The organism is Streptomyces sp. NPDC018947 (genome assembly GCF_044390505.1).
Classification (GTDB): domain Bacteria; phylum Actinomycetota; class Actinomycetes; order Streptomycetales; family Streptomycetaceae; genus Streptomyces.
In genome coordinates this window covers 282,769-299,998 of the sequence record NZ_JBIRZD010000009.1, presented here as the reverse complement: position 1 = coordinate 299,998, position 17,230 = coordinate 282,769, and the positions used below count along the sequence as shown (strand labels likewise).

At 73.7% G+C, this 17,230-nt stretch carries 14 protein-coding genes; 7 read left to right on the top strand and 7 right to left on the bottom strand.

Annotated elements, in window-relative coordinates; genetic code table 11:
- Positions 1 to 107: 107 nt before the first annotated feature.
- The gene (locus ACH499_RS19590; RefSeq protein ID WP_356206690.1) at positions 108 to 2,360 is read right to left on the bottom strand and encodes an RNA degradosome polyphosphate kinase; all 2,253 of its coding nucleotides are present in this window, start codon (positions 2,358 to 2,360) and stop codon (positions 108 to 110) included.
- A gap of 754 nt (positions 2,361 to 3,114) precedes the next feature.
- Between ACH499_RS19590 and ACH499_RS19585 the strand changes: the two genes are divergently transcribed.
- The 5 genes from ACH499_RS19585 to ACH499_RS19565 are packed head-to-tail and all read left to right on the top strand — an operon-like array spanning position 3,115 to position 7,657.
- The gene (locus tag ACH499_RS19585) at positions 3,115 to 3,657 is read left to right on the top strand and encodes an RNA polymerase sigma factor (protein ID WP_356204312.1); all 543 of its coding nucleotides are present in this window, start codon (positions 3,115 to 3,117) and stop codon (positions 3,655 to 3,657) included.
- The gene (locus ACH499_RS19580; RefSeq protein WP_356204314.1) at positions 3,654 to 4,502 is read left to right on the top strand and encodes a zf-HC2 domain-containing protein; all 849 of its coding nucleotides are present in this window, start codon (positions 3,654 to 3,656) and stop codon (positions 4,500 to 4,502) included. Before ACH499_RS19585 ends, ACH499_RS19580 begins: the two co-directional genes overlap by 4 nt.
- Positions 4,503 to 4,542: 40 nt before the next feature.
- Positions 4,543 to 5,403 (top strand): ABC transporter ATP-binding protein, encoded by an 861-nt coding sequence (locus tag ACH499_RS19575; RefSeq protein WP_399017167.1) that lies wholly within the window; start codon positions 4,543 to 4,545, stop codon positions 5,401 to 5,403.
- The gene (locus ACH499_RS19570; RefSeq protein WP_399017165.1) at positions 5,400 to 6,920 is read left to right on the top strand and encodes an ABC transporter permease; all 1,521 of its coding nucleotides are present in this window, start codon (positions 5,400 to 5,402) and stop codon (positions 6,918 to 6,920) included. Before ACH499_RS19575 ends, ACH499_RS19570 begins: the two co-directional genes overlap by 4 nt.
- Positions 6,911 to 7,657: an ABC transporter gene (locus ACH499_RS19565; protein WP_399017163.1), complete on the top strand. Its 747-nt coding sequence runs from the start codon at positions 6,911 to 6,913 to the stop codon at positions 7,655 to 7,657. The genes ACH499_RS19570 and ACH499_RS19565 overlap by 10 nt, the downstream gene beginning before the upstream one ends.
- 15 nt (positions 7,658 to 7,672) lie before the next feature.
- On the opposite strand, the gene mshD is transcribed toward ACH499_RS19565, so the two are convergent.
- On the bottom strand, positions 7,673 to 8,602 hold the full coding sequence (gene mshD, locus ACH499_RS19560) for a mycothiol synthase (protein WP_399017161.1): 930 nt from the start codon (positions 8,600 to 8,602) through the stop codon (positions 7,673 to 7,675).
- Positions 8,603 to 8,787: 185 nt separating this feature from the next.
- On the opposite strand from mshD, the gene ACH499_RS19555 reads away from it, so the two are divergent.
- A complete protein-coding gene (locus ACH499_RS19555; RefSeq protein WP_399017159.1) occupies positions 8,788 to 10,602 on the top strand; it encodes a bifunctional metallophosphatase/5'-nucleotidase in 1,815 nt (604 codons plus the stop codon).
- 80 nt (positions 10,603 to 10,682) lie between these two features.
- Here ACH499_RS19555 and ACH499_RS19550 read toward each other — a convergent pair whose 3' ends face one another.
- From ACH499_RS19550 to ACH499_RS19530, 5 genes are all read right to left on the bottom strand, one after another.
- Entirely contained in the window at positions 10,683 to 12,119 is a 1,437-nt protein-coding gene (locus ACH499_RS19550) for a sensor histidine kinase (protein ID WP_399017157.1), read from the bottom strand.
- The gene (locus tag ACH499_RS19545; protein WP_356204328.1) at positions 12,116 to 12,856 is read right to left on the bottom strand and encodes a response regulator transcription factor; all 741 of its coding nucleotides are present in this window, start codon (positions 12,854 to 12,856) and stop codon (positions 12,116 to 12,118) included. Before ACH499_RS19545 ends, ACH499_RS19550 begins: the two co-directional genes overlap by 4 nt.
- Positions 12,857 to 13,013: 157 nt before the next feature.
- Complete coding sequence (locus tag ACH499_RS19540; RefSeq protein WP_399017155.1) at positions 13,014 to 14,174, bottom strand: S1C family serine protease; 1,161 nt, start codon at positions 14,172 to 14,174, stop codon at positions 13,014 to 13,016.
- Positions 14,175 to 14,285: 111 nt separating this feature from the next.
- Positions 14,286 to 15,308, bottom strand: a complete 1,023-nt coding sequence (locus tag ACH499_RS19535) for a LacI family DNA-binding transcriptional regulator (protein WP_356204331.1) — start codon at positions 15,306 to 15,308, stop codon at positions 14,286 to 14,288.
- A gap of 68 nt (positions 15,309 to 15,376) precedes the next feature.
- The gene (locus ACH499_RS19530; protein WP_399017152.1) at positions 15,377 to 16,126 is read right to left on the bottom strand and encodes a response regulator transcription factor; all 750 of its coding nucleotides are present in this window, start codon (positions 16,124 to 16,126) and stop codon (positions 15,377 to 15,379) included.
- Positions 16,127 to 16,360: 234 nt separating this feature from the next.
- On the opposite strand from ACH499_RS19530, the gene ACH499_RS19525 reads away from it, so the two are divergent.
- Positions 16,361 to 17,221, top strand: a complete 861-nt coding sequence (locus ACH499_RS19525; RefSeq protein WP_399017150.1) for an alpha/beta hydrolase — start codon at positions 16,361 to 16,363, stop codon at positions 17,219 to 17,221.
- Positions 17,222 to 17,230: the final 9 nt, after the last annotated feature.

Genomic DNA, 17,230 nt, shown 5'->3' with positions numbered 1-17,230 from the left:
CGGTGCGGGCTGAGTGGCCTGTGCGGTCCACGGGGTTGCGGTCAGTGCGGACCGTGGGGGTGGGGGCGGTGCGGTCCGTGCGGGTCGGTGTGGTGCGGTTCGTCGGTTCAAGGTGTTGCTGTGCCACGCCGGCGCCTCCGGGCGTCAATGAGCATCTCCTGGACATTGCGCAGGGGCTGGCCGTCCGCGTCGGTCGCGTGCCGGGTCCACTCGCCGTCCGGGCCGAGGTGCCAGGAGGCGGTGCCGTCGGACATGCCGGTCTCGAGGAGCCGGTTCAGGGCCGCCCGGTGGGCCGGGTCCGTGACCCGGACCAGTGCCTCGATACGGCGGTCGAGGTTGCGGTGCATCATGTCGGCGCTGCCGATCCACACCTCGGGCTCACCGCCGTTGCCGAAGGCGAAGACGCGCGAGTGCTCCAGGAAGCGGCCGAGGACCGAACGGACCCGGATGTGCTCCGACAGCCCCTCCACGCCCGGGCGCAGCGCGCAGATGCCGCGCACCCACACGTCGACGGGCACACCGGCCTGCGACGCGCGGTAGCACGCGTCCACGACGGCCTCGTCGACCATCGAGTTGACCTTGATGCGGATGTAGGCGGGGCGTCCGGCGCGGTGGTGCTGGATCTCCTTGTGGATACGGGAGACGAGGCCGTCGCGCAGGGACTTGGGGGCGACGAGCAGCCGGCGGTAGGTCTCGCGGCGCGAGTAGCCGGAGAGGCGGTTGAAGAGGTCGGAGAGGTCCGCGCCGACCTGCGGGTCGGCGGTGAGCAGGCCGAGGTCCTCGTAGAGCCGGGCCGTCTTCGGGTGGTAGTTGCCGGTGCCGACGTGGCTGTAGCGGCGGAGCGTCTCGCCCTCCTGCCGTACGACCAGCGACAGCTTGCAGTGCGTCTTCAGGCCGACGAGGCCGTAGACGACGTGGCAGCCCGCCTCCTCCAGCTTGCGGGCCCACTTGATGTTGGCGTGCTCGTCGAAGCGGGCCTTGATCTCGACCAGCACGAGGACCTGCTTGCCGGACTCGGCCGCGTCGATGAGCGCGTCGACTATCGGGGAGTCGCCGGAGGTCCGGTACAGCGTCTGCTTGATCGCCAGGACGTCCGGGTCGGCCGCGGCCTGCTCCAGGAAGGCCTGCACGGAGGTGGAGAAGGAGTCGTACGGGTGGTGGAGCAGGACGTCGCGGCTGCGCAGCGCGGCGAAGATGTCCGGCGCGGACGCCGACTCCACCTCGGCGAGGTCCCGGTGGGTGCCGGCGACGAACTTCGGGTACTTCAGCTCGGGCCGGTCGAGGCTGTGGATGCGGAAGAGGCCGGTGAGGTCGAGGGGGCCGGGGAGGGGATAGACCTCCGCCTCGCCGATCTTCAGTTCGCGGACGAGCAGGTCCAGGACCTCGCGGTCCACGGACTCCTCGACCTCCAGGCGCACGGGCGGGCCGAAGCGGCGCCGCATCAGTTCCTTCTCCAGGGCCTGGAGCAGGTTCTCCGCGTCGTCCTCCTCCACTTCCAGGTCCTCGTTGCGGGTGAGGCGGAACGCGTGGTGCTCCAGGACCTCCATGCCCGGGAACAGTTCCTCGAGGTGGGCGGCGATGACGTCCTCGATCGGGACGTAGCGGCCCGGGGAGGCCTCGAGGAAGCGGGAGAGCAGCGGGGGGACCTTGACGCGGGCGAAGTGGCGGTGGCCCGTGACCGGGTTGCGGACGACGACCGCGAGGTTGAGGGAGAGGCCCGAGATGTACGGGAAGGGGTGGGCCGGGTCGACCGCGAGGGGGGTGAGGACCGGGAAGATCTGGTGCCGGAACAGGGTGAAGAGGCGGGCCTGCTCCTTCTCCGCCAGCTCGTTCCAGCGCACCAGGTGGATGCCCTCCTCGGCGAGGGCGGGGGCGACGTCCTCGTGGAAGCAGGCGGCGTGCCGGGCCATGAGCTCGCGGGAGCGGGACCAGATCATCTCCAGGACCTCGCGGGGCTGGAGGCCGGAGGCGGAGCGGGTGGCGACGCCGGTGGCGATGCGGCGCTTGAGGCCGGCCACGCGGACCATGAAGAACTCGTCCAGGTTGCTGGCGAAGATCGCGAGGAAGTTCGCGCGTTCGAGGAGCGGGGTGTTCGGGTCCTCGGCGAGTTCGAGGACGCGCTCGTTGAACGCGAGCCAGCTCCGTTCGCGGTCCAGGAAGCGGCCCTGGGGGAGGGCGGTGCCCGTGCCGGCGCCGTCGGGTCCGTGCTCCGGCGACTCCTCGTACGCGTCCAGGTCCGCGTCGATGTCGGGCTCCAGGTCGGAGACCGCCGCGGTGACAGCGCGCGGGCGGTGCGCGGCGATGGAGCCCACGGAGGGCTGCGGGTGCTGGACCTCTGCCTGGGTGTTCGGCTGCCTCATGGACCTATTCTTCCGCGCCGTGCGCAGGACAGGCGCGTCGGAAGGCGCGGGATGTTCTGCTCGTGGGGGCACGGTCGGGTTCATTCGGCGAGGGTTGCAAGGCTGTCTGAATCGATGGTTACGGGGACATGACGTGTGGGATAGCGGGGGGCTTCCGGCGGTGGTGCGGGGTGCCTGCGGCGCTTGGGCGGGGGGCCTGCGGCGGGCTGTGCGGGTTCGGTGGGGGTGCGCGATGCCTGCGGCGGCCTGTGCGGCTCCGGTGGGGGTGCGCGTAGCGCGTTCGGTGGTCTTGTGGGTCGGGGCCGGGTCGGGGGGTGTCCGTCCTCGGAACGGCGCGGAATCGGTTGGCCACAGATGTGCCGGCGTTGACGCGCCAACCGCTGCGGGCGGACACCCCCCGACCCGTCCCCTTCCCGCCGTACGCGGCTGCGGGCCGTCGTCTCCCGCCCCCGGCTCACGCCGTCCCGCCGCGCTGCCCCGGCTGCGGGCAGTCGTGCCTCCCCCAGTGCCTGAAGGGCCTGGGAGGCACCCCCGGGGCGGCACGGGTGGCCGGTGGGGGAGGCACCCCTCCAGCGCCGGTGCGCGCGACCCAGCCCCGGCCCGCGCCCACGCCGGGTCACCTGGCAGCACCGGTCGGCGCAACGACCCAGCCCGTCCCGACGCCGCGCACCAGTCCACGTCCGTCACCCCCCGACCGGGTCGAAAAAATCGGGACCGAGTGAACCGTTCGGACCGTCTCGTCCGATGAGGAGATGTGAGCGAAACGAGAAGCGACGGCGAGCTGCTGCGCGCCGTCGCGGCGGACGCCGACCGGCGCGCCTTCGAGGAGCTGTACCGGCGGTACGCCCCCTGGCTGACCGCCCGCCTGCGCGGCCGCTGCGCCGACGCGGGCGTCGTCGACGACGTCGTGCAGGAGACGTTCCTCGCGGTGTGGCGGGGCAGCGCGCGCTACCGGGAGGACGGGGACGTCGCCGGCTGGCTGTGGCGGATCGGGTCACGGCGGCTGGTCGACGCGTTGCGCGGTGACGGCGCGCGGGGCCGGCTGCGGCAGGCGCTGGCCCGGCTGCGGCACCGGGACGAGGCCTCGGCCGAGGAGCGGGTGCTCGCCGGTGTCGAGCACGGCGACCTCGCCGGCGCGCTCGTCCGGCTCTCGCCGGAGCTGCGGGCGGTGCTCCAGGCCACGGTCATCGACGGGCTGACCACCCGCGAGGCGGCCGTCCTGCTCGGCATCCCGCCGGGCACGGTCAAGACGCGGGCGATGCGTGCCCGCAGGCAGTTGCGGGAGGCGCTGGCATGAGAATCGAAGGCACCTGGCACGTCGACGAGGACGACCTGCGGGCGTACGCCGCCGGTGACCTCGCGGCGCCCGTGCTCTGGTCCGCCGATGCCCATCTGGCCGCCTGTGCGCGGTGCCGGGGCGTCCTCGCCGACGTGAGCGACCCGGTCGCGCTGGACGCCGGGTGGGAGCGGCTCGACGCCGAGTTGGACGCGCCCCGGCCGGGGTGGCTCGAGGGGCTGCTGGTGCGGCTCGGGGTCGCCGACCACACCGCGCGGCTGCTCGCGGCGACCCCGGTGCTGCGCCGGTCCTGGCTGGGCGCGGTCGCCGCCGTGCTGGTGATGACCTTCGCCGTCGCCCTCACCTCCGGCGTCACCGACCGTCCGACGCTCTTCCTCGCCTTCGCGCCGCTGCTGCCGCTGGCCGGGGTGGCGATCGCCTACGGGCCCGCGCTGGACCCGACGTACGAGATGGCGGTCGTCTCGCCGACGCACGGCTTCCGGCTGCTGATGATCCGTACGGTCGCCGTTCTCGTCGCCGGACTCGGGGTCAACGGCCTGGCGACGCTCGCTCTGCCGGGGTACGGGCTGCGCGCGCTGGCCTGGCTGCTGCCCGCGCTCGCCCTCACCGCGTCCGGTCTGGCGCTGACGCCCCGGCTGGGCCCCGTGCTCGCCCCTTCGCTGGTCGCCGGTGCGTGGGGCGCGGTGCTGTTCGCCGCGGACGTGGCGCGGGCGTCCGGGGAGGGTCCGCTGGCGCCGTTCACCGCGGCCGGCCAGGGCGTGTCCGCGGCCGTGGCCGCGCTGGGGGCCGGGGCGCTGGTGCTGTTCCGGGACCGGTTCGACCTCCTGGTCCGGGGTGCCGCATGAGTTGCTCGCCCATCGTTCCTTCTGTGCACGGGAGTGCCGTATGACCCCCACCGTTTCCGCCTCCGGGCTCAGCCTCCACTACGGGCGCGTCCGTGCCCTGGACGAGGTGTCCCTCGGGCTGACCCCGGGCGTCACCGGGCTGCTCGGGCCCAACGGAGCCGGGAAGACCACGCTGCTGCGCGTGCTGGCGACGGCCGTGCCCCCGGACCGTGGGTCCTTCACGGTGCTCGGCCACGATCCGGGCACCGCGCGGGGACGGCAGGAGGTGCGGCGGCGCCTCGGGTACCTGCCGCAGACGCCCGGCTTCCACCCGGACTTCACCGCCTTCGAGTTCGTCGACTACGTGGCGATCCTGAAGGAGCTGACCGACCGTGCCGCCCGGCACCGCGAGGTGCGGCGGGTGCTGGACGAGGTGGACCTGGGCACCGTGCGCGGCAGGCGGATCAAGAAGCTGTCCGGGGGCATGCGGCAGCGGGTCGCGCTGGCGGCCGCGCTGATCGGCGACCCCGGGTTCCTGGTGCTGGACGAACCGACCGTCGGGCTCGACCCCGAACAGCGGATGAGATTCCGCGAGCTGATCGCCGGTGCGGGGGAGGGGCGGACGGTGCTGCTGTCCACCCACCAGACCGAGGACGTGGCGATGCTCTGCCACCGGGTGCTCGTCATGGCCGCAGGGACCGTCCTCTTCGACGGCACCCCGGCCGAGCTGACCGCGCGGGCCGCCGGGCGCGTGTGGAGCAGCGCGGAGCGCGATCCGGGGGCGAAGGCCGGCTGGCGCACCGGCACGGGATCCTTCCGCAACGTGGGCGACCCGCCCGACGGTGCCCGGCTCGCCGAACCGACCCTGGAGGACGGCTACCTGCTGACCCTCGACGGCGCCGGCGCGGAGGTGGCGGCATGAGCACCGTGCTGACGGCGGCCCCGGCCGGCGTGGACAGCGGGCCGCGCGGTGGCGTGCGGGCCGTGCTGGCCCTGGCCCGGTTCGAGGCGCGCCGGCTGCTGCTGAGCATTCCGGTCGTCGTCGCCTTCGTCGGCTACGTCGCCTGGGTGGTGTGGCGCACCCGCACCTCCTGGGACGGGTATCCGGCCCTCCAGGACGTCGACCGCGCCACCCAGCAGGGCCCCCTGCTCGTCGGCCTCGCCGTCCTGGTGTGCGCCGGCTCCGCCGTCCTGCGCTCCTTGCGGCACGGCACGGAGGACTACTTCGCGATCCAGGTCGTGGAGCCCTGGCGGCGTACGGTGGCGCACGTGCTGTCCGTCGTGCCGGTGGCGCTGCTGACCGCGGTGTGCGTGGCCGGGCAGTTCCTCTGGGAGGCGGCCAAGCCGGGAGCGGTCGGGGGCGGTTCGCCCGCCGAGTTGCTCGTCGGGCCGCTGACGGTGCTGCTGTTCGGCACGCTCGGGGTGCTGCTGGCACGGGTCGTGCGGTCGCCGCTCGCCGCGCCGCTGCTGGTGGTGTGCCTGCTCTTCACGCTCGTCCTCGGGACGGGCACGGGCAGCGTGGACGGCCTGTCGTGGCTGGCCCCGGTCGTCAGCGAGGGCAGCGCCACCACCCTGCCGTCCGACCTGCTGGGCCGGCCCGCCGCCTGGCACGCCGTCTACCTGGCGGGCGCGGCCCTGTGCGTGGCCTTCCTCGCGGTGCTGATCGCCGGCGGACGCAGGCCGACCGTCCGGGCGGGGGTCGCCCTGGCCCTCGCCGTCGCGGTGGCCGGCGGGATACTGCAGGCCGGGGGCGTGGAGCCGTCGCCGGAGCTGACCGCGGCCCGCGAACGGGTCTCGGTCGCCCCGGAGAAGGAGCAGACCTGCGTGGAGCGGGGCCGGTCGACGTACTGCGCGTTCCCCGAGTGGGAACCCCGCGCCGGCACCTGGGCCGCGGTGGTGGACCACGTGCAGTCCCTCGCCGGCGGCGCAGCGCACGAGCGGCGGCTCGTCGTACGGCAGCGGATAGACGCGCGGTACGGGCTGGGGGACGACACCGCGATCCCCGCGCTGACGGCGCCCCACCAGGTGACCGTGGGCACCGCCTGGGGCGGCAACCGGGTCCCGGAGTTCTCCACCGCCGTCGCCGCCGTGCTGGTCACGGGCAGCGAGCAGGCGGGGAGCGAGGTGTGCGACGGACGGATGGTCACCATCATGTGGCTCTCCCTGAGCTGGCAGGACGAACCGGTGAACGCCCTGCGCCGGGTCCGTCTCGACGACAGCGTCGAGGGCTCCGCGGTGGTCCTGTCGCCCACCGACCCTCTGACCATGACGGGGGGTCAGACCGACGTCGTCCGGGAGCTGCTGGAGAAGCCGCGCCCCGACGTCGCGGAGCGGGTGAAGGCGCACTGGGCCGAGCTGACCGCCCCGGGCGTCACGACGGCCGAGGCCGCCGGACTGCTGGGCGTGACGGCACCGAGGACGGCGGACTCGTGCGAGTGACCCGTGCCCTGGCCGGCCCCGCGTGGCGCACCCTGCCGTGGCGGGCTCTGGGGGCCGCCGGGGTGCTCGGCCTGCTGCTCGCCGGGACACCGAGGCTGACGGACGCCGAGCCGACGCCCTGGCAGACGCTCATCCTGCTGCGCGGCGTCGCCCTGGTCGGCGCGCTCGGTATGGCCTTCGTGCTGGACGACCGGGCCCGCCACCTCACCACGCCCGTCCCGACGAGGCGTCTCCTCCGGCAGGCGCTGCGCGCGGCCCTCGTCGTGCCGTTCCTCGCGCTGTGGTGGACGGCGGTGCTGCTGCTGGCCCCCTCCGGCGTCCGGGTGCCGGTGTGGGGCGTCACCGTGGAGGCGGCGGTGCTCTGCGCACTGGCGCTCGCCGGTGCCGCGGCGGTGATACGCCTGACGGACGAACCGCGCCCCGGCCCGGCCGTCGCGGCGGCCCTGCTGATCGGGGCCGTCCTCGCGCCGCTGCTGTTCCCCGAGGACTGGGCGCTGTTCGCGGTGCCGGACGACCCGCGGTGGGCGGCGGCCCACGACCGGTGGGCGGTGCTGCTGGCGGCGACCGCCGTGGTGGGGGCGGCGTGCGGGCCCGAGCCGCTGGTCCGACGCGGGCGCGGTCGGGGGCGGCGGGGGCGGACGCGCGCCGTCAGTGCGCCCGGCGCACCCCGTACGCGCCACGCTCCCCGTGCCCCCGGCCCGCCCGGTGCGTCCGGTGGTTCCGGCGGGCGGGCGTAGTACGCCGGGGGCGGCTCACGTCTCCGTGCGGTACATCAGGTCCGTCTCGTGGGTGACGAAGCCCAGGCGCTCGTAGACGGACACGGCCGCCTTGTTGTCCGCGTCGACGTAGAGCATCGCCGTGGGCAGGCCCCGCTCCGCCAGGTGCCGCAGGCCGATGGTGGTCAGGGCCTTGCCCAGCCCGCCGCCCTGGGCGTCGGGGCGGATGCCGAGGACGTACACCTCGCCGAGCCCTTCCTCGGCATGCACCTTGGTCCAGTGGAAGCCGATCAGCTCGCCCCCGCGCTCGGCGAGGAAGAACCCCGCCGGGTCGAACCACGCCTCGGCCTTGCGGTCGTCCAGGTCCCGCTGGGTGAGGGAGCCCTGCTCGGGGTGGTGGGCGAACGCGGCGGCGTTGACGGAGAGCCAGGCCGCGTCGTCCTGCCCGGGCACGAAGGCGCGCACGCTCACGCCCTCGGGCAGGCGCGGGTCCGGCAGGTCCAGGCCGGCCAACGGGCGGCGCATCTGACGCAGTTCGCGGAAGAGGGTCAGCCCGAGAACCTGGGCGAGGTGCCGGGCGGCGGAGTGGCCGCCGTGGGCCCAGATCCGCAGCCGCTTGCCGGAGGCCGCGAGCAGCGCGGAGCCGAGGGCGCGCCCGTGGCCCTGGCCCCGGTACGAGGGGTGGACGACCAGTTCGGCGGCCGGCGGCTCCACCGGGTCGGTGTCCTCGAGCTGGGCGTAGCCGACGAGTTCACCGCCGTCCAGGGTGAGCAGCAGGTGCGAGATGCCCTCGCGGGCCTCACCGCGCAGTTGCAGCCGGCCCTGTTCGGACACGGCCTGCTGCCCGTCGTTGCGGGCGGCCTCGGAGAGCAGGGCGAGGACGGCTTCGATCTGCTCCGGGGTGAGGGCGGCGAGGGTCTCGATCGAGCGGGAGCGGCCGGGCCGCACGGTGTCGTCGCTGGTCATGCGTACGAGGGTAAGGGGCGGACCGGGCAAAGTGGCGGCACGGGACGACGAAGCTCAACCAGGATGTAACCCGGAACCCCCTGTCGCGCTACGCGCGTTGACTCTAGGCTGCGCCGACGGAGCCGTCCCTCTCCTCGACGGCTCGCACCACGCAGATCCGCAGGCCAGACCCAACAGGGGGGCGCATGCCAGCCTCAGCACAGTCGCACCAACCGCGCCGCAGACGCCGTACGAACCGCCTTCTCGCGGCCGCCGCCGGCGCCGTGACCGTCGGGGCGCTCGCCGCCGCCGCCCTGCCGGGGGCGGCGAGCGCGGGCGAGAGCCACCGGGGCTACGACCTGGGCCGCTACCAGGACGTCCAGCTCCTGTCCTTCAACGACCTGCACGGCAACCTGGAGCCCCCGGCGGGCTCCTCCGGCCGTGTCACCGAAGTCCAGCCGGACGGCACGACGAAGACGATCGAGGGGGTGGGCGGCGTCGAGTACCTCGCCACCCACCTGCGCGAGGCCCGCAAGGGCAACCCGTACTCCGTCACCGCGGCCGGCGGCGACCTGGTCGGCGCCTCCCCGCTGCTGTCGGGCCTGTTCCACGACGAGCCGACCGTCGAGGCGCTGAACAAGCTCGGCCTCGACGTGACGAGCGTCGGCAACCACGAGTTCGACGAGGGCGCCAAGGAGCTGGCCCGCCTCCAGAACGGCGGCTGCCACCCCACCGACGGCTGCGCCGCGGACAAGGAGTTCGAGGGCGCCGACTTCCCCTACCTCGCCGCGAACGTCCTCGACGAGAAGACCGGCAAGCCGCTCCTCAAGCCCTACTGGGTGTGGAAGCGGAACGACGTCAAGGTCGGCTTCATCGGCGTGACGCTGGAGGGCACCCCGAACATCGTCTCGGCCGAGGGCGTGAAGGGCCTGCGGTTCGAGGACGAGGTCGAGACGATCAACAAGTACGCCAAGGAGCTCCAGCGCCAGGGCGTGAAGTCGATCGTGGCGCTGATCCACGAGGGCGGCTTCCCGGCCTCCTCGTCCTACAACTACGACTGCGACTCCCCGGGCGCCGGCGACGGCGTCTCCGGCCCGATCGTCGACATCGCCAAGAACATCTCGCCGCAGGTCGACGCGCTGGTCACCGGCCACACGCACAACGCGTACGTGTGCACCATCCCGGACCCGGCGGGCAACCCCCGCATGGTCACCTCGGCCGCGTCCTTCGGCCGCCTCTACACGGACACGACGCTGACGTACGACCGCGTGACGGGCGACATCGCCCGTACGTCGGTGAAGTCGGCCAACCACGTCGTCACGCGGGACGTCCCCAAGGCTCCGGACATGACCCGGCTGATCAGCGACTGGAACGCCCTGGCCGCCCCCATCGGCAACCGGCCCATCGGCTACATCTCCGGCGACATCAACCGCGACGGCACCGAGTCCCCGCTCGGCGACCTGATCGCCGACGCGCAACTGGCCTACGGCAAGTCGCTGGACCCGGAGACCGACCTGGCCCTGATGAACCCGGGCGGCATCCGGGCGCCGCTCACCTACGCCGCGAAGGCCGGTGAGGGCGACGGCGTGGTGACGTACGCCGAGGGCTTCACGGTCCAGCCGTTCGCCAACACGGTGAACCTGCGCACCTACACGGGCGCCCAGTTGATCCAGGCGCTCAAGGAGCAGGTGACCGGCGGCAACGCGGAGGCGCCGAAGATCCTCCAGGTCTCGTCCGGTCTGACGTACACCCTGGACCTGACGAAGACGGGCGCGGACCGGGTCGTCGCCGACTCGATCCGTCTCAACGGCGCCCCGATCGACCCGGCGGCCGCCTACCGCGTCGCGATGAACAGCTTCCTGGCGGGCGGCGGCGACGGCTTCACCACCCTGGGCCAGGGCACCGGCGAGGTGGTCGGCGCTGACGACCTGACGGCCCTCGAGCAGTACCTGACGGCCAACTCGTCCCCGGCCGACCCGATCGCGCCCCCGGCGGCGGACCGGATCACGGTCGTGAAGTAGGGCTTCGCGGTCCGTCCCGCAGCGGGCCCGTGGCGGAACGTCTCCGTCGCGGGCCCGCCGTGCGTCACGGTGGCGCCGGGTCAGGCGTCCCCGTCCGTCGTGTCCAGGTCCGGCGGCGGCACCGGTGCCCCCGGCAGGCGTACGGTCGCCACCGTGCCGCCGGCCGGGTCCGGGGCCGGTGACAGGGTGACCTCGCCGCCCGCCTGGTGCACCGTGCGGGCCACGATCGACAGGCCGAGGCCCGAGCCGGGCAGGGCGCGGGCCGAGGGGGAGCGCCAGAAGCGGTCGAAGACGTGCGGGAGTTCCTCGGTGGGGATGCCGGGCCCGTGGTCGCGGACGGTGAGGACGCCGTCGGCCAGCCGCACGTCGACGGTGCCGCCCTCCGGGCTGAACTTCACCGCGTTGTCCAGGATGTTGACCACCGCGCGCTCCATCGCGGACGGCTCCGCCCGTACGTACCAGGGCCGGATGTCGGCGGTGATCGTCAGCTCCGGTCCGCGCAGCCGGGCGCGGCGCAGGGCCGACTCGACGACGTCCTGGAGGGCGAGGATGCGGGTCCTGCCGGCGTGCTGGCCGGTGTCCGGGCGGGACAGCTCCTGAAGGTCGCCGATCAGCGCCGCCAGCTCCGTCATCTGCGCCTTCACCGACGCGAGGAGCGCCTTGCGGTCGGCCTCGGGGATCGGGCGGCCGGTCTCCTCGCTGCGGGACAGCAGTTCGATGTTGGTCCGCAGGGAGGTCAGGGGCGTGCGCAGCTCGTGCCCGGCGTCGGCGATGAGCTGCTGCTGAAGGTCGCGCGAGCTGGCGAGGGAGGACGTCATCGAGTTGAAGGAGCGGGAGAGCCGGGCCACTTCGTCGTCGGAGTCGTCCTCGACGGGGATGCGGACGGTGAGGTCCTCCGTGCGGGCCACGTGCTCCACGGCGCGCGTCAGCTCGTCCACCGGGCGCAGTCCGGCGCGGGCCACCCAGAGCCCGGCGGCACCCGCGCCGACGACGCCGGCCCCGGCGACGAAGACGAGCACCAGGGCCAGGTTGTTGAGCGAGCTGTTCACCTCGCCGAGCGGCCGCGCCGCGGAGACGGCGACGCCCGGCAGGCCGCGCACCGTGTAGGTGTAGACGCGGTACTTGGTGCCGTCCGCCCCCGTGGCGTCGTGCAGCGCGTCGACGGCCCGGCCCTCGGCCACCGCGTGGTCGGCGTTGGTGAGGGCCACCTTCTCGGTGCCGATGATGAGACAGCTCTGCCCCTGCCGGTCCAGCAGCTGCACGGTCGAGTTGAAGAGGTTGGTCTCGTGCACGTTGGGGTCGTTGACGCACAGGCCGGTGTTCAGATTGACGTACTGGGTCACCTGGGCGAGGTTCATGCGGTTCGCCCGCAACGCCTCGTCGAGCGAGTTCACCAGCACGTTCTTCACCACGAACCAGCACGCCACCGCGGCCGCGGTCACCGCGAACGCCACCGCCGCCGCCACCAGCAGCGCCAGCCGGGAGCGCAGCGGCAGGCTGCGGAACCGTCTGATCACTCCGCGCCGCCCTGCCGCAGTACGTACCCCACGCCCCGGACCGTGTGCACGAGCCGCGGCTCGCCGGCCGCCTCGGTCTTGCGGCGCAGGTACATGACGTACACGTCGAGGGAGTTGGACGACGGCTCGAAGTCGAAGCCCCAGACCGCCTTCAGGATCTGCTCCCGGGTGAGGACCTGGCGCGGGTGCGCCATGAACATCTCCAGCAGGGTGAACTCCGTGCGGGTCAGCTCCACCGGCCGCCCGCCCCGGGTGACCTCCCGGGTCGCCAGGTTCATGGTCAGGTCGGCGAAGGTCAGGGTGTCCTCGTCGCCGGCGGTGGCCTCCAGCGCCGCCGCGTAGGAGCTGCGGCGCAGCAGTGCGCGGATGCGGGCGAACAGCTCGTCCAGCTCGAAGGGCTTGACCAGGTAGTCGTCGGCGCCGGCGTCCAGGCCGGTGACCCGGTCGCCGACCGTGTCGCGGGCCGTCAGCATCAGGATCGGCGTGGTGTCGCCCGCGCCGCGGATCCGGCGGGCGGCGGTCAGGCCGTCCATGCGGGGCATCTGGATGTCGAGGACGACCAGGTCGGGCCGGTACGCCGCCGCCTTCTCCAGGGCGTCGGCGCCGTCGACGGCGACCTCGGTGCCGTACCCCTCGAAGGCCAGGCTGCGCTGGAGGGCCTCACGGACGGCGGGCTCGTCGTCGACGATCAGGATGCGCTGGACGTCACGGTCGCGGTCGCCTTCTGCGGGGCTCATGGGTTCGGGTTCCTCGGGGTGCGGTGGGGTACGGGCCGTCGGTGTCTTCAGCGTCGCACGTCCGGCCGGGGCCGTGCGGCGGGGCGGCGGACTCCCGCGCTCTGCCGCGCTTTCCTCGTTCCTCTCGGCTCTGGCGTCCGCCTCGGCTGCGGCCCGTTCAGCCGTCGGCGCCCGCCCGCAGCGCGGCCAGGTCCGCCTTGACGGTGTTGACCGGGATGGCGAAGCCGAGGCCCACGCTGCCCGCGTCGGCGGACGAGGAGGACCCGGCCGCCGCGTACATCGCCGAGTTGATGCCGATGATGTTGCCGTTCATGTCGATCAGCGCGCCGCCGGAGTTGCCCGGGTTGAGGGAGGCGTCCGTCTGGATCGCCTTGTACGTCGTCGTGGACGACCCGGTGTCGCCGTTGAACTGCTGTCCGCCGAACTCGAACGGCCAGCCACCGCCCTGCTGCTGTTGCTGCTGCCGGCCCTCGTCCGTCGAGACGGTCACGTCGCGGTTCAGGGCCGAGACGATGCCGCTGGTCACGGTGCCGGTCAGCCCCTCGGGGGAGCCGATCGCCACGACCTGGTCGCCCACCCGGAGCCCGTCGGAGTCGCCGAGGGTGGCGGCCTTCAGGCCGGAGGCGTTCTCCAGCTTGATCAGCGCGAGGTCCTTCTTGCTGTCCGTCCCGACGACCCGCGCGGTGTACTGCCGGCCGTCGCTGGTGGTCACCTTGACCGACGAGGCGCCGGACACCACGTGGTTGTTGGTGATGATCTCGCCGTCGCCGGTGATGATCACGCCGGAGCCGGTGGAGGAACCGGCGTTCGTGGTGGCGCCGATCTCGACGATGCTCGGGCTGACCGCCTGGGCGACTCCGGAGACCGTGCCCTTCTGGCTGGAGGGGACCACGGTGGTGCTCGTGGCACTGGTCGCCACGGTGTCGCCGCCGGTCAGCTCCTGTACGCCGTACGCGGTGCCGCCGCCGACGGCCGCCGCGACGATCGCCACGGCCGCGAGCAGGGCGGCCGGCCTGCGCCGGGCCCGCTTCCGGGGCGCACCGGCGGCCCCGCCGGCCTCGTCGGACCCCCAGGGCTCACCGGGCCCGCCGGGCTCACCGGGCCCCGCGGCCACAGCGGCGGCCGGCGGCTGGGCCGGCGGAGGCGGCCACTCGGGGTCCACCGGGCTCGCCGGGCTCACCGGATCCGCCGGAGACATCCGGCCCTCGGAACCCGTCGGTCCGCCCGGCGAGGAGGTGTGCTGCCGGGCGCCCTCATGAAGGGTCACGTACGGATGCGCGTTCTCGTACTCGCCGCTGCGGCGGAAGCTCTCGGTCATGTTCATGAGCTTCCCGCCCGCGTATGAGAGCTTGCTGAGTTCCGCCTGAGAAGCCCGGCAGAACCTCGTATGCCCGATATAAAGGCGCCCCCGCGGGGCGCCCCGGAGCGGCTACTCGCAGCCGCAGGACCGCCGGACCACCAGCCGGGACGGGAACTGCCTCAGCCGCTCGCGCCGCGACCCGGCGACCCGCAGTCCGTCGTCGAGGACCAGGTCGACGGCGGCGCGTGCCATGGCCGACCGGTCGGAGGCGACCGTCGTCAGCGGAGGGTCGGCCAGGTCGGCTTCCTTGATGTCGTCGAAGCCGGCCACGGCCAGCTCGCCGGGGACGTCGATGCGCAGCTCGCGGGCCGCGCGCAGCAGGCCGATGGCCTGGTCGTCGGTGGAGCAGAAGATCGCGGGCGGCCGGCGTGGCCCCGCGAGGATCTCCAGGCCCACCTTGTACGCGTCGTAGCGGTTGTACGGCGCCTCGAAGAGCCGGCCCTCGGTGGGGAGCCCGGCCTCCTGCATCGCCCGCTTCCAGCCCTCGACGTGGTCGGAGACCGGGTCGCCGACCGACGGCGTCTCGGCGGTGCCGCCCATGCAGGCGACGTACGGGTAGCCGTGCTCCAGCAGATGACGCACGGCGAGCTGGGCGCCGCCCAGGTCGTCGGTGACGACGGCGACGTCGTCGATGGCCTCGGGACGCTCGTGCAGCAGCACGATCCGGGCGTCCCACGCCTCGATCTCGGCGGCGGCCAGGTCGTTCAGGGCGTGGCTGACCAGGATCAGACCGGAGACCCGCATCCCGAGGAAGGCCCGCAGATAGTGGACCTCGCGCTCGGCGACGTAGTCGGTGTTGCCGACGAGGACCATCTTCCCGCGCTCGGAAGCGGCCTGTTCGACGGCGTGGGCCATCTCCCCGAAGAAGGGCTGGCGGGCGTCCGGGATGATCAGCCCTATGAGGTCCGTGCGCCGCGAGGCCATGGCCTGGGCGACCCGGTCGGGCCGGTACCCCAGCTCCTTGATCGCGGCGAGGACACGCTCGCGCGTGGCCGGTGCGACCGGCCGGGGTCCGTTGTTGATGACGTAGCTGACGACGGCGGTCGAAGTTCCCGCCAGCCGCGCCACGTCATCCCTAGTCACCTTCGCCACGCGCGGAGTCTACGCGGATGGACCCGCGCTGGGCAGGGAGTACCGGCCCTCGGTCCGGACGCCCGCGCTCAGGCCCCGGCGTCCGCCTTCGTCCGCGCCCCGGCGTTCGCCCCGGCCTGCTCGGCGGTCCGCTCCGGCTTCTCCGGCTTCTCCGGGGTGACGAAGCGGTAGCCGACGTTGCGGACGGTGCCGATCAGCGACTCGTGCTCGGGGCCGAGCTTGGCGCGCAGCCGTCGTACGTGCACGTCGACGGTGCGGGTGCCGCCGAAGTAGTCGTAGCCCCACACCTCCTGGAGCAACTGGGCGCGGGTGAAGACCCGGCCCGGGTGCTGGGCGAGGTACTTCAGCAGCTCGAACTCCTTGAAGGTCAGGTCCAGGACCCGGCCCTTGAGCTTGGCGGAGTACGTCGCCTCGTCCACCGACAGGTCGCCGTTGCGGATCTCCATGGGGGAGTCGTCGCCGACGAGCTGCCGGCGCCCCACTGCCAGCCGCAGCCGGGCCTCGACCTCGGCCGGGCCGGCGGTGTCGAGCAGCACGTCGTCGATGCCCCAGTCGGCGGTGACGGCGGCGAGGCCGCCCTCGGTGACGACGAGGATCAGCGGACAGCTCAGCCCCGTGGACTTCAGCAGCCGGCACAGGCTGCGGACCTGGGGGAGGTCACGGCGCCCGTCGACCAGGACCGCGTCGGCGCCGGGGGTGTCGACGAGAGCGGCGCCCTCCGCGGGGGCCACGCGGACGTTGTGCAGCAGCAGGCCGAGGGCGGGAAGCACCTCCGTCGAGGGCTGGAGGGCGTTGGTCAGGAGCAGCAGAGAACTCATCGCGGCCCACCTGCCCGGGTCGTCTCACGGTCCTGCACGGTTCGCTCGCCCATAACGTCTGGTTCCTCCCGGTCCCTGCGAGGACGTTTACGGCACTGCTTCGTACGGTGCGGATCCCGTGCCCGTGGGGCCCGCCGCGCGTCCGGGAGGTGAACGCTCGGCGATCGCTCCCGAAAGCACAAAAGGACCCGGGGGCTACGGCGCCCGAGTCCTCTGCCCAGCAGAATAGCCGACATGAGCAACGGTCCGGCAGGTCATGTGGCGCGTGCCACCCTTCGCCCGAGCCCCGACGCACCCCGGCGGACGGCGGGACGCACCCCGCGCCGGACACCCGCGCGCACCTTCCTGCGCACCGCCGACGGGGTGCGGATCGACGCCGTGTACGAGCCCGGCGCGGCCGGTGCGGACGCCGCCGACCTGGTGTTCGTCGTCGCGCACGGGTTCACCGGCGACGCCGGGCGCCCGCACGTGCGACGGATCGCGAGGGCGTTCGCGCGCCACGGGGCCGTCGTCACGTTCTCCTTCCGTGGGCACGGCGCGTCCGGCGGGCGTTCGACCGTCGGCGACCGCGAGGTGCTCGACCTGGCGGCGGCGGTCGCCTGGGCGCGCGGCTTCGGGCACGCGCGCGTGGTGACCGTCGGTTTCTCCATGGGCGGCTCGGTCGTGCTGCGGCACGCCGCGCTCCACGGCCGGGACGACCCGGCCCGCACGGACGCCGTGGTCTCGGTGAGCGCCCCCGCCCGCTGGTACTACCGGGGCACGGCCCCCATGCGCCGGCTGCACTGGCTGGTGATGCGCCCCACCGGGCGCCTGGTGGGCCGGTACGGTCTGCGCACCCGCATCCACCACCGGGACTGGGACCCGGTGCCGCTGTCGCCGGTGGAGGCGGTGCCGCGGATCGCGCCGACGCCCCTGCTCGTCGTGCACGGCGACCGGGACGGTTACTTCCCCCTCGACCACCCCCGGATGCTGGCCGAGGCGGCCGGTGACCACGGCGAACTCTGGCTGGAGCCCGGCATGGGCCACGCCGAGCACGCCTCCGGCGAGGAGCTGCTGCACCGCATCGGCGACTGGGCCGTGCGGCGCGCGGGCTAGCCTGACGGT

Coding starts and splice junctions, on each gene's coding strand:
- ACH499_RS19590 (WP_356206690.1), bottom strand. CDS start 2,360: ATGAGGCAGCCGAACACCCAGGCAGAGGTCCAGCACCCGCAGCCCTCC.
- ACH499_RS19580 (WP_356204314.1), top strand. CDS start 3,654: ATGAGAATCGAAGGCACCTGGCACGTCGACGAGGACGACCTGCGGGCG.
- ACH499_RS19575 (WP_399017167.1), top strand. CDS start 4,543: ATGACCCCCACCGTTTCCGCCTCCGGGCTCAGCCTCCACTACGGGCGC.
- ACH499_RS19570 (WP_399017165.1), top strand. CDS start 5,400: ATGAGCACCGTGCTGACGGCGGCCCCGGCCGGCGTGGACAGCGGGCCG.
- mshD (WP_399017161.1), bottom strand. CDS start 8,602: ATGACCAGCGACGACACCGTGCGGCCCGGCCGCTCCCGCTCGATCGAG.
- ACH499_RS19555 (WP_399017159.1), top strand. CDS start 8,788: ATGCCAGCCTCAGCACAGTCGCACCAACCGCGCCGCAGACGCCGTACG.
- ACH499_RS19545 (WP_356204328.1), bottom strand. CDS start 12,856: ATGAGCCCCGCAGAAGGCGACCGCGACCGTGACGTCCAGCGCATCCTG.
- ACH499_RS19540 (WP_399017155.1), bottom strand. CDS start 14,174: ATGACCGAGAGCTTCCGCCGCAGCGGCGAGTACGAGAACGCGCATCCG.
- ACH499_RS19530 (WP_399017152.1), bottom strand. CDS start 16,126: ATGAGTTCTCTGCTGCTCCTGACCAACGCCCTCCAGCCCTCGACGGAG.
- ACH499_RS19525 (WP_399017150.1), top strand. CDS start 16,361: ATGAGCAACGGTCCGGCAGGTCATGTGGCGCGTGCCACCCTTCGCCCG.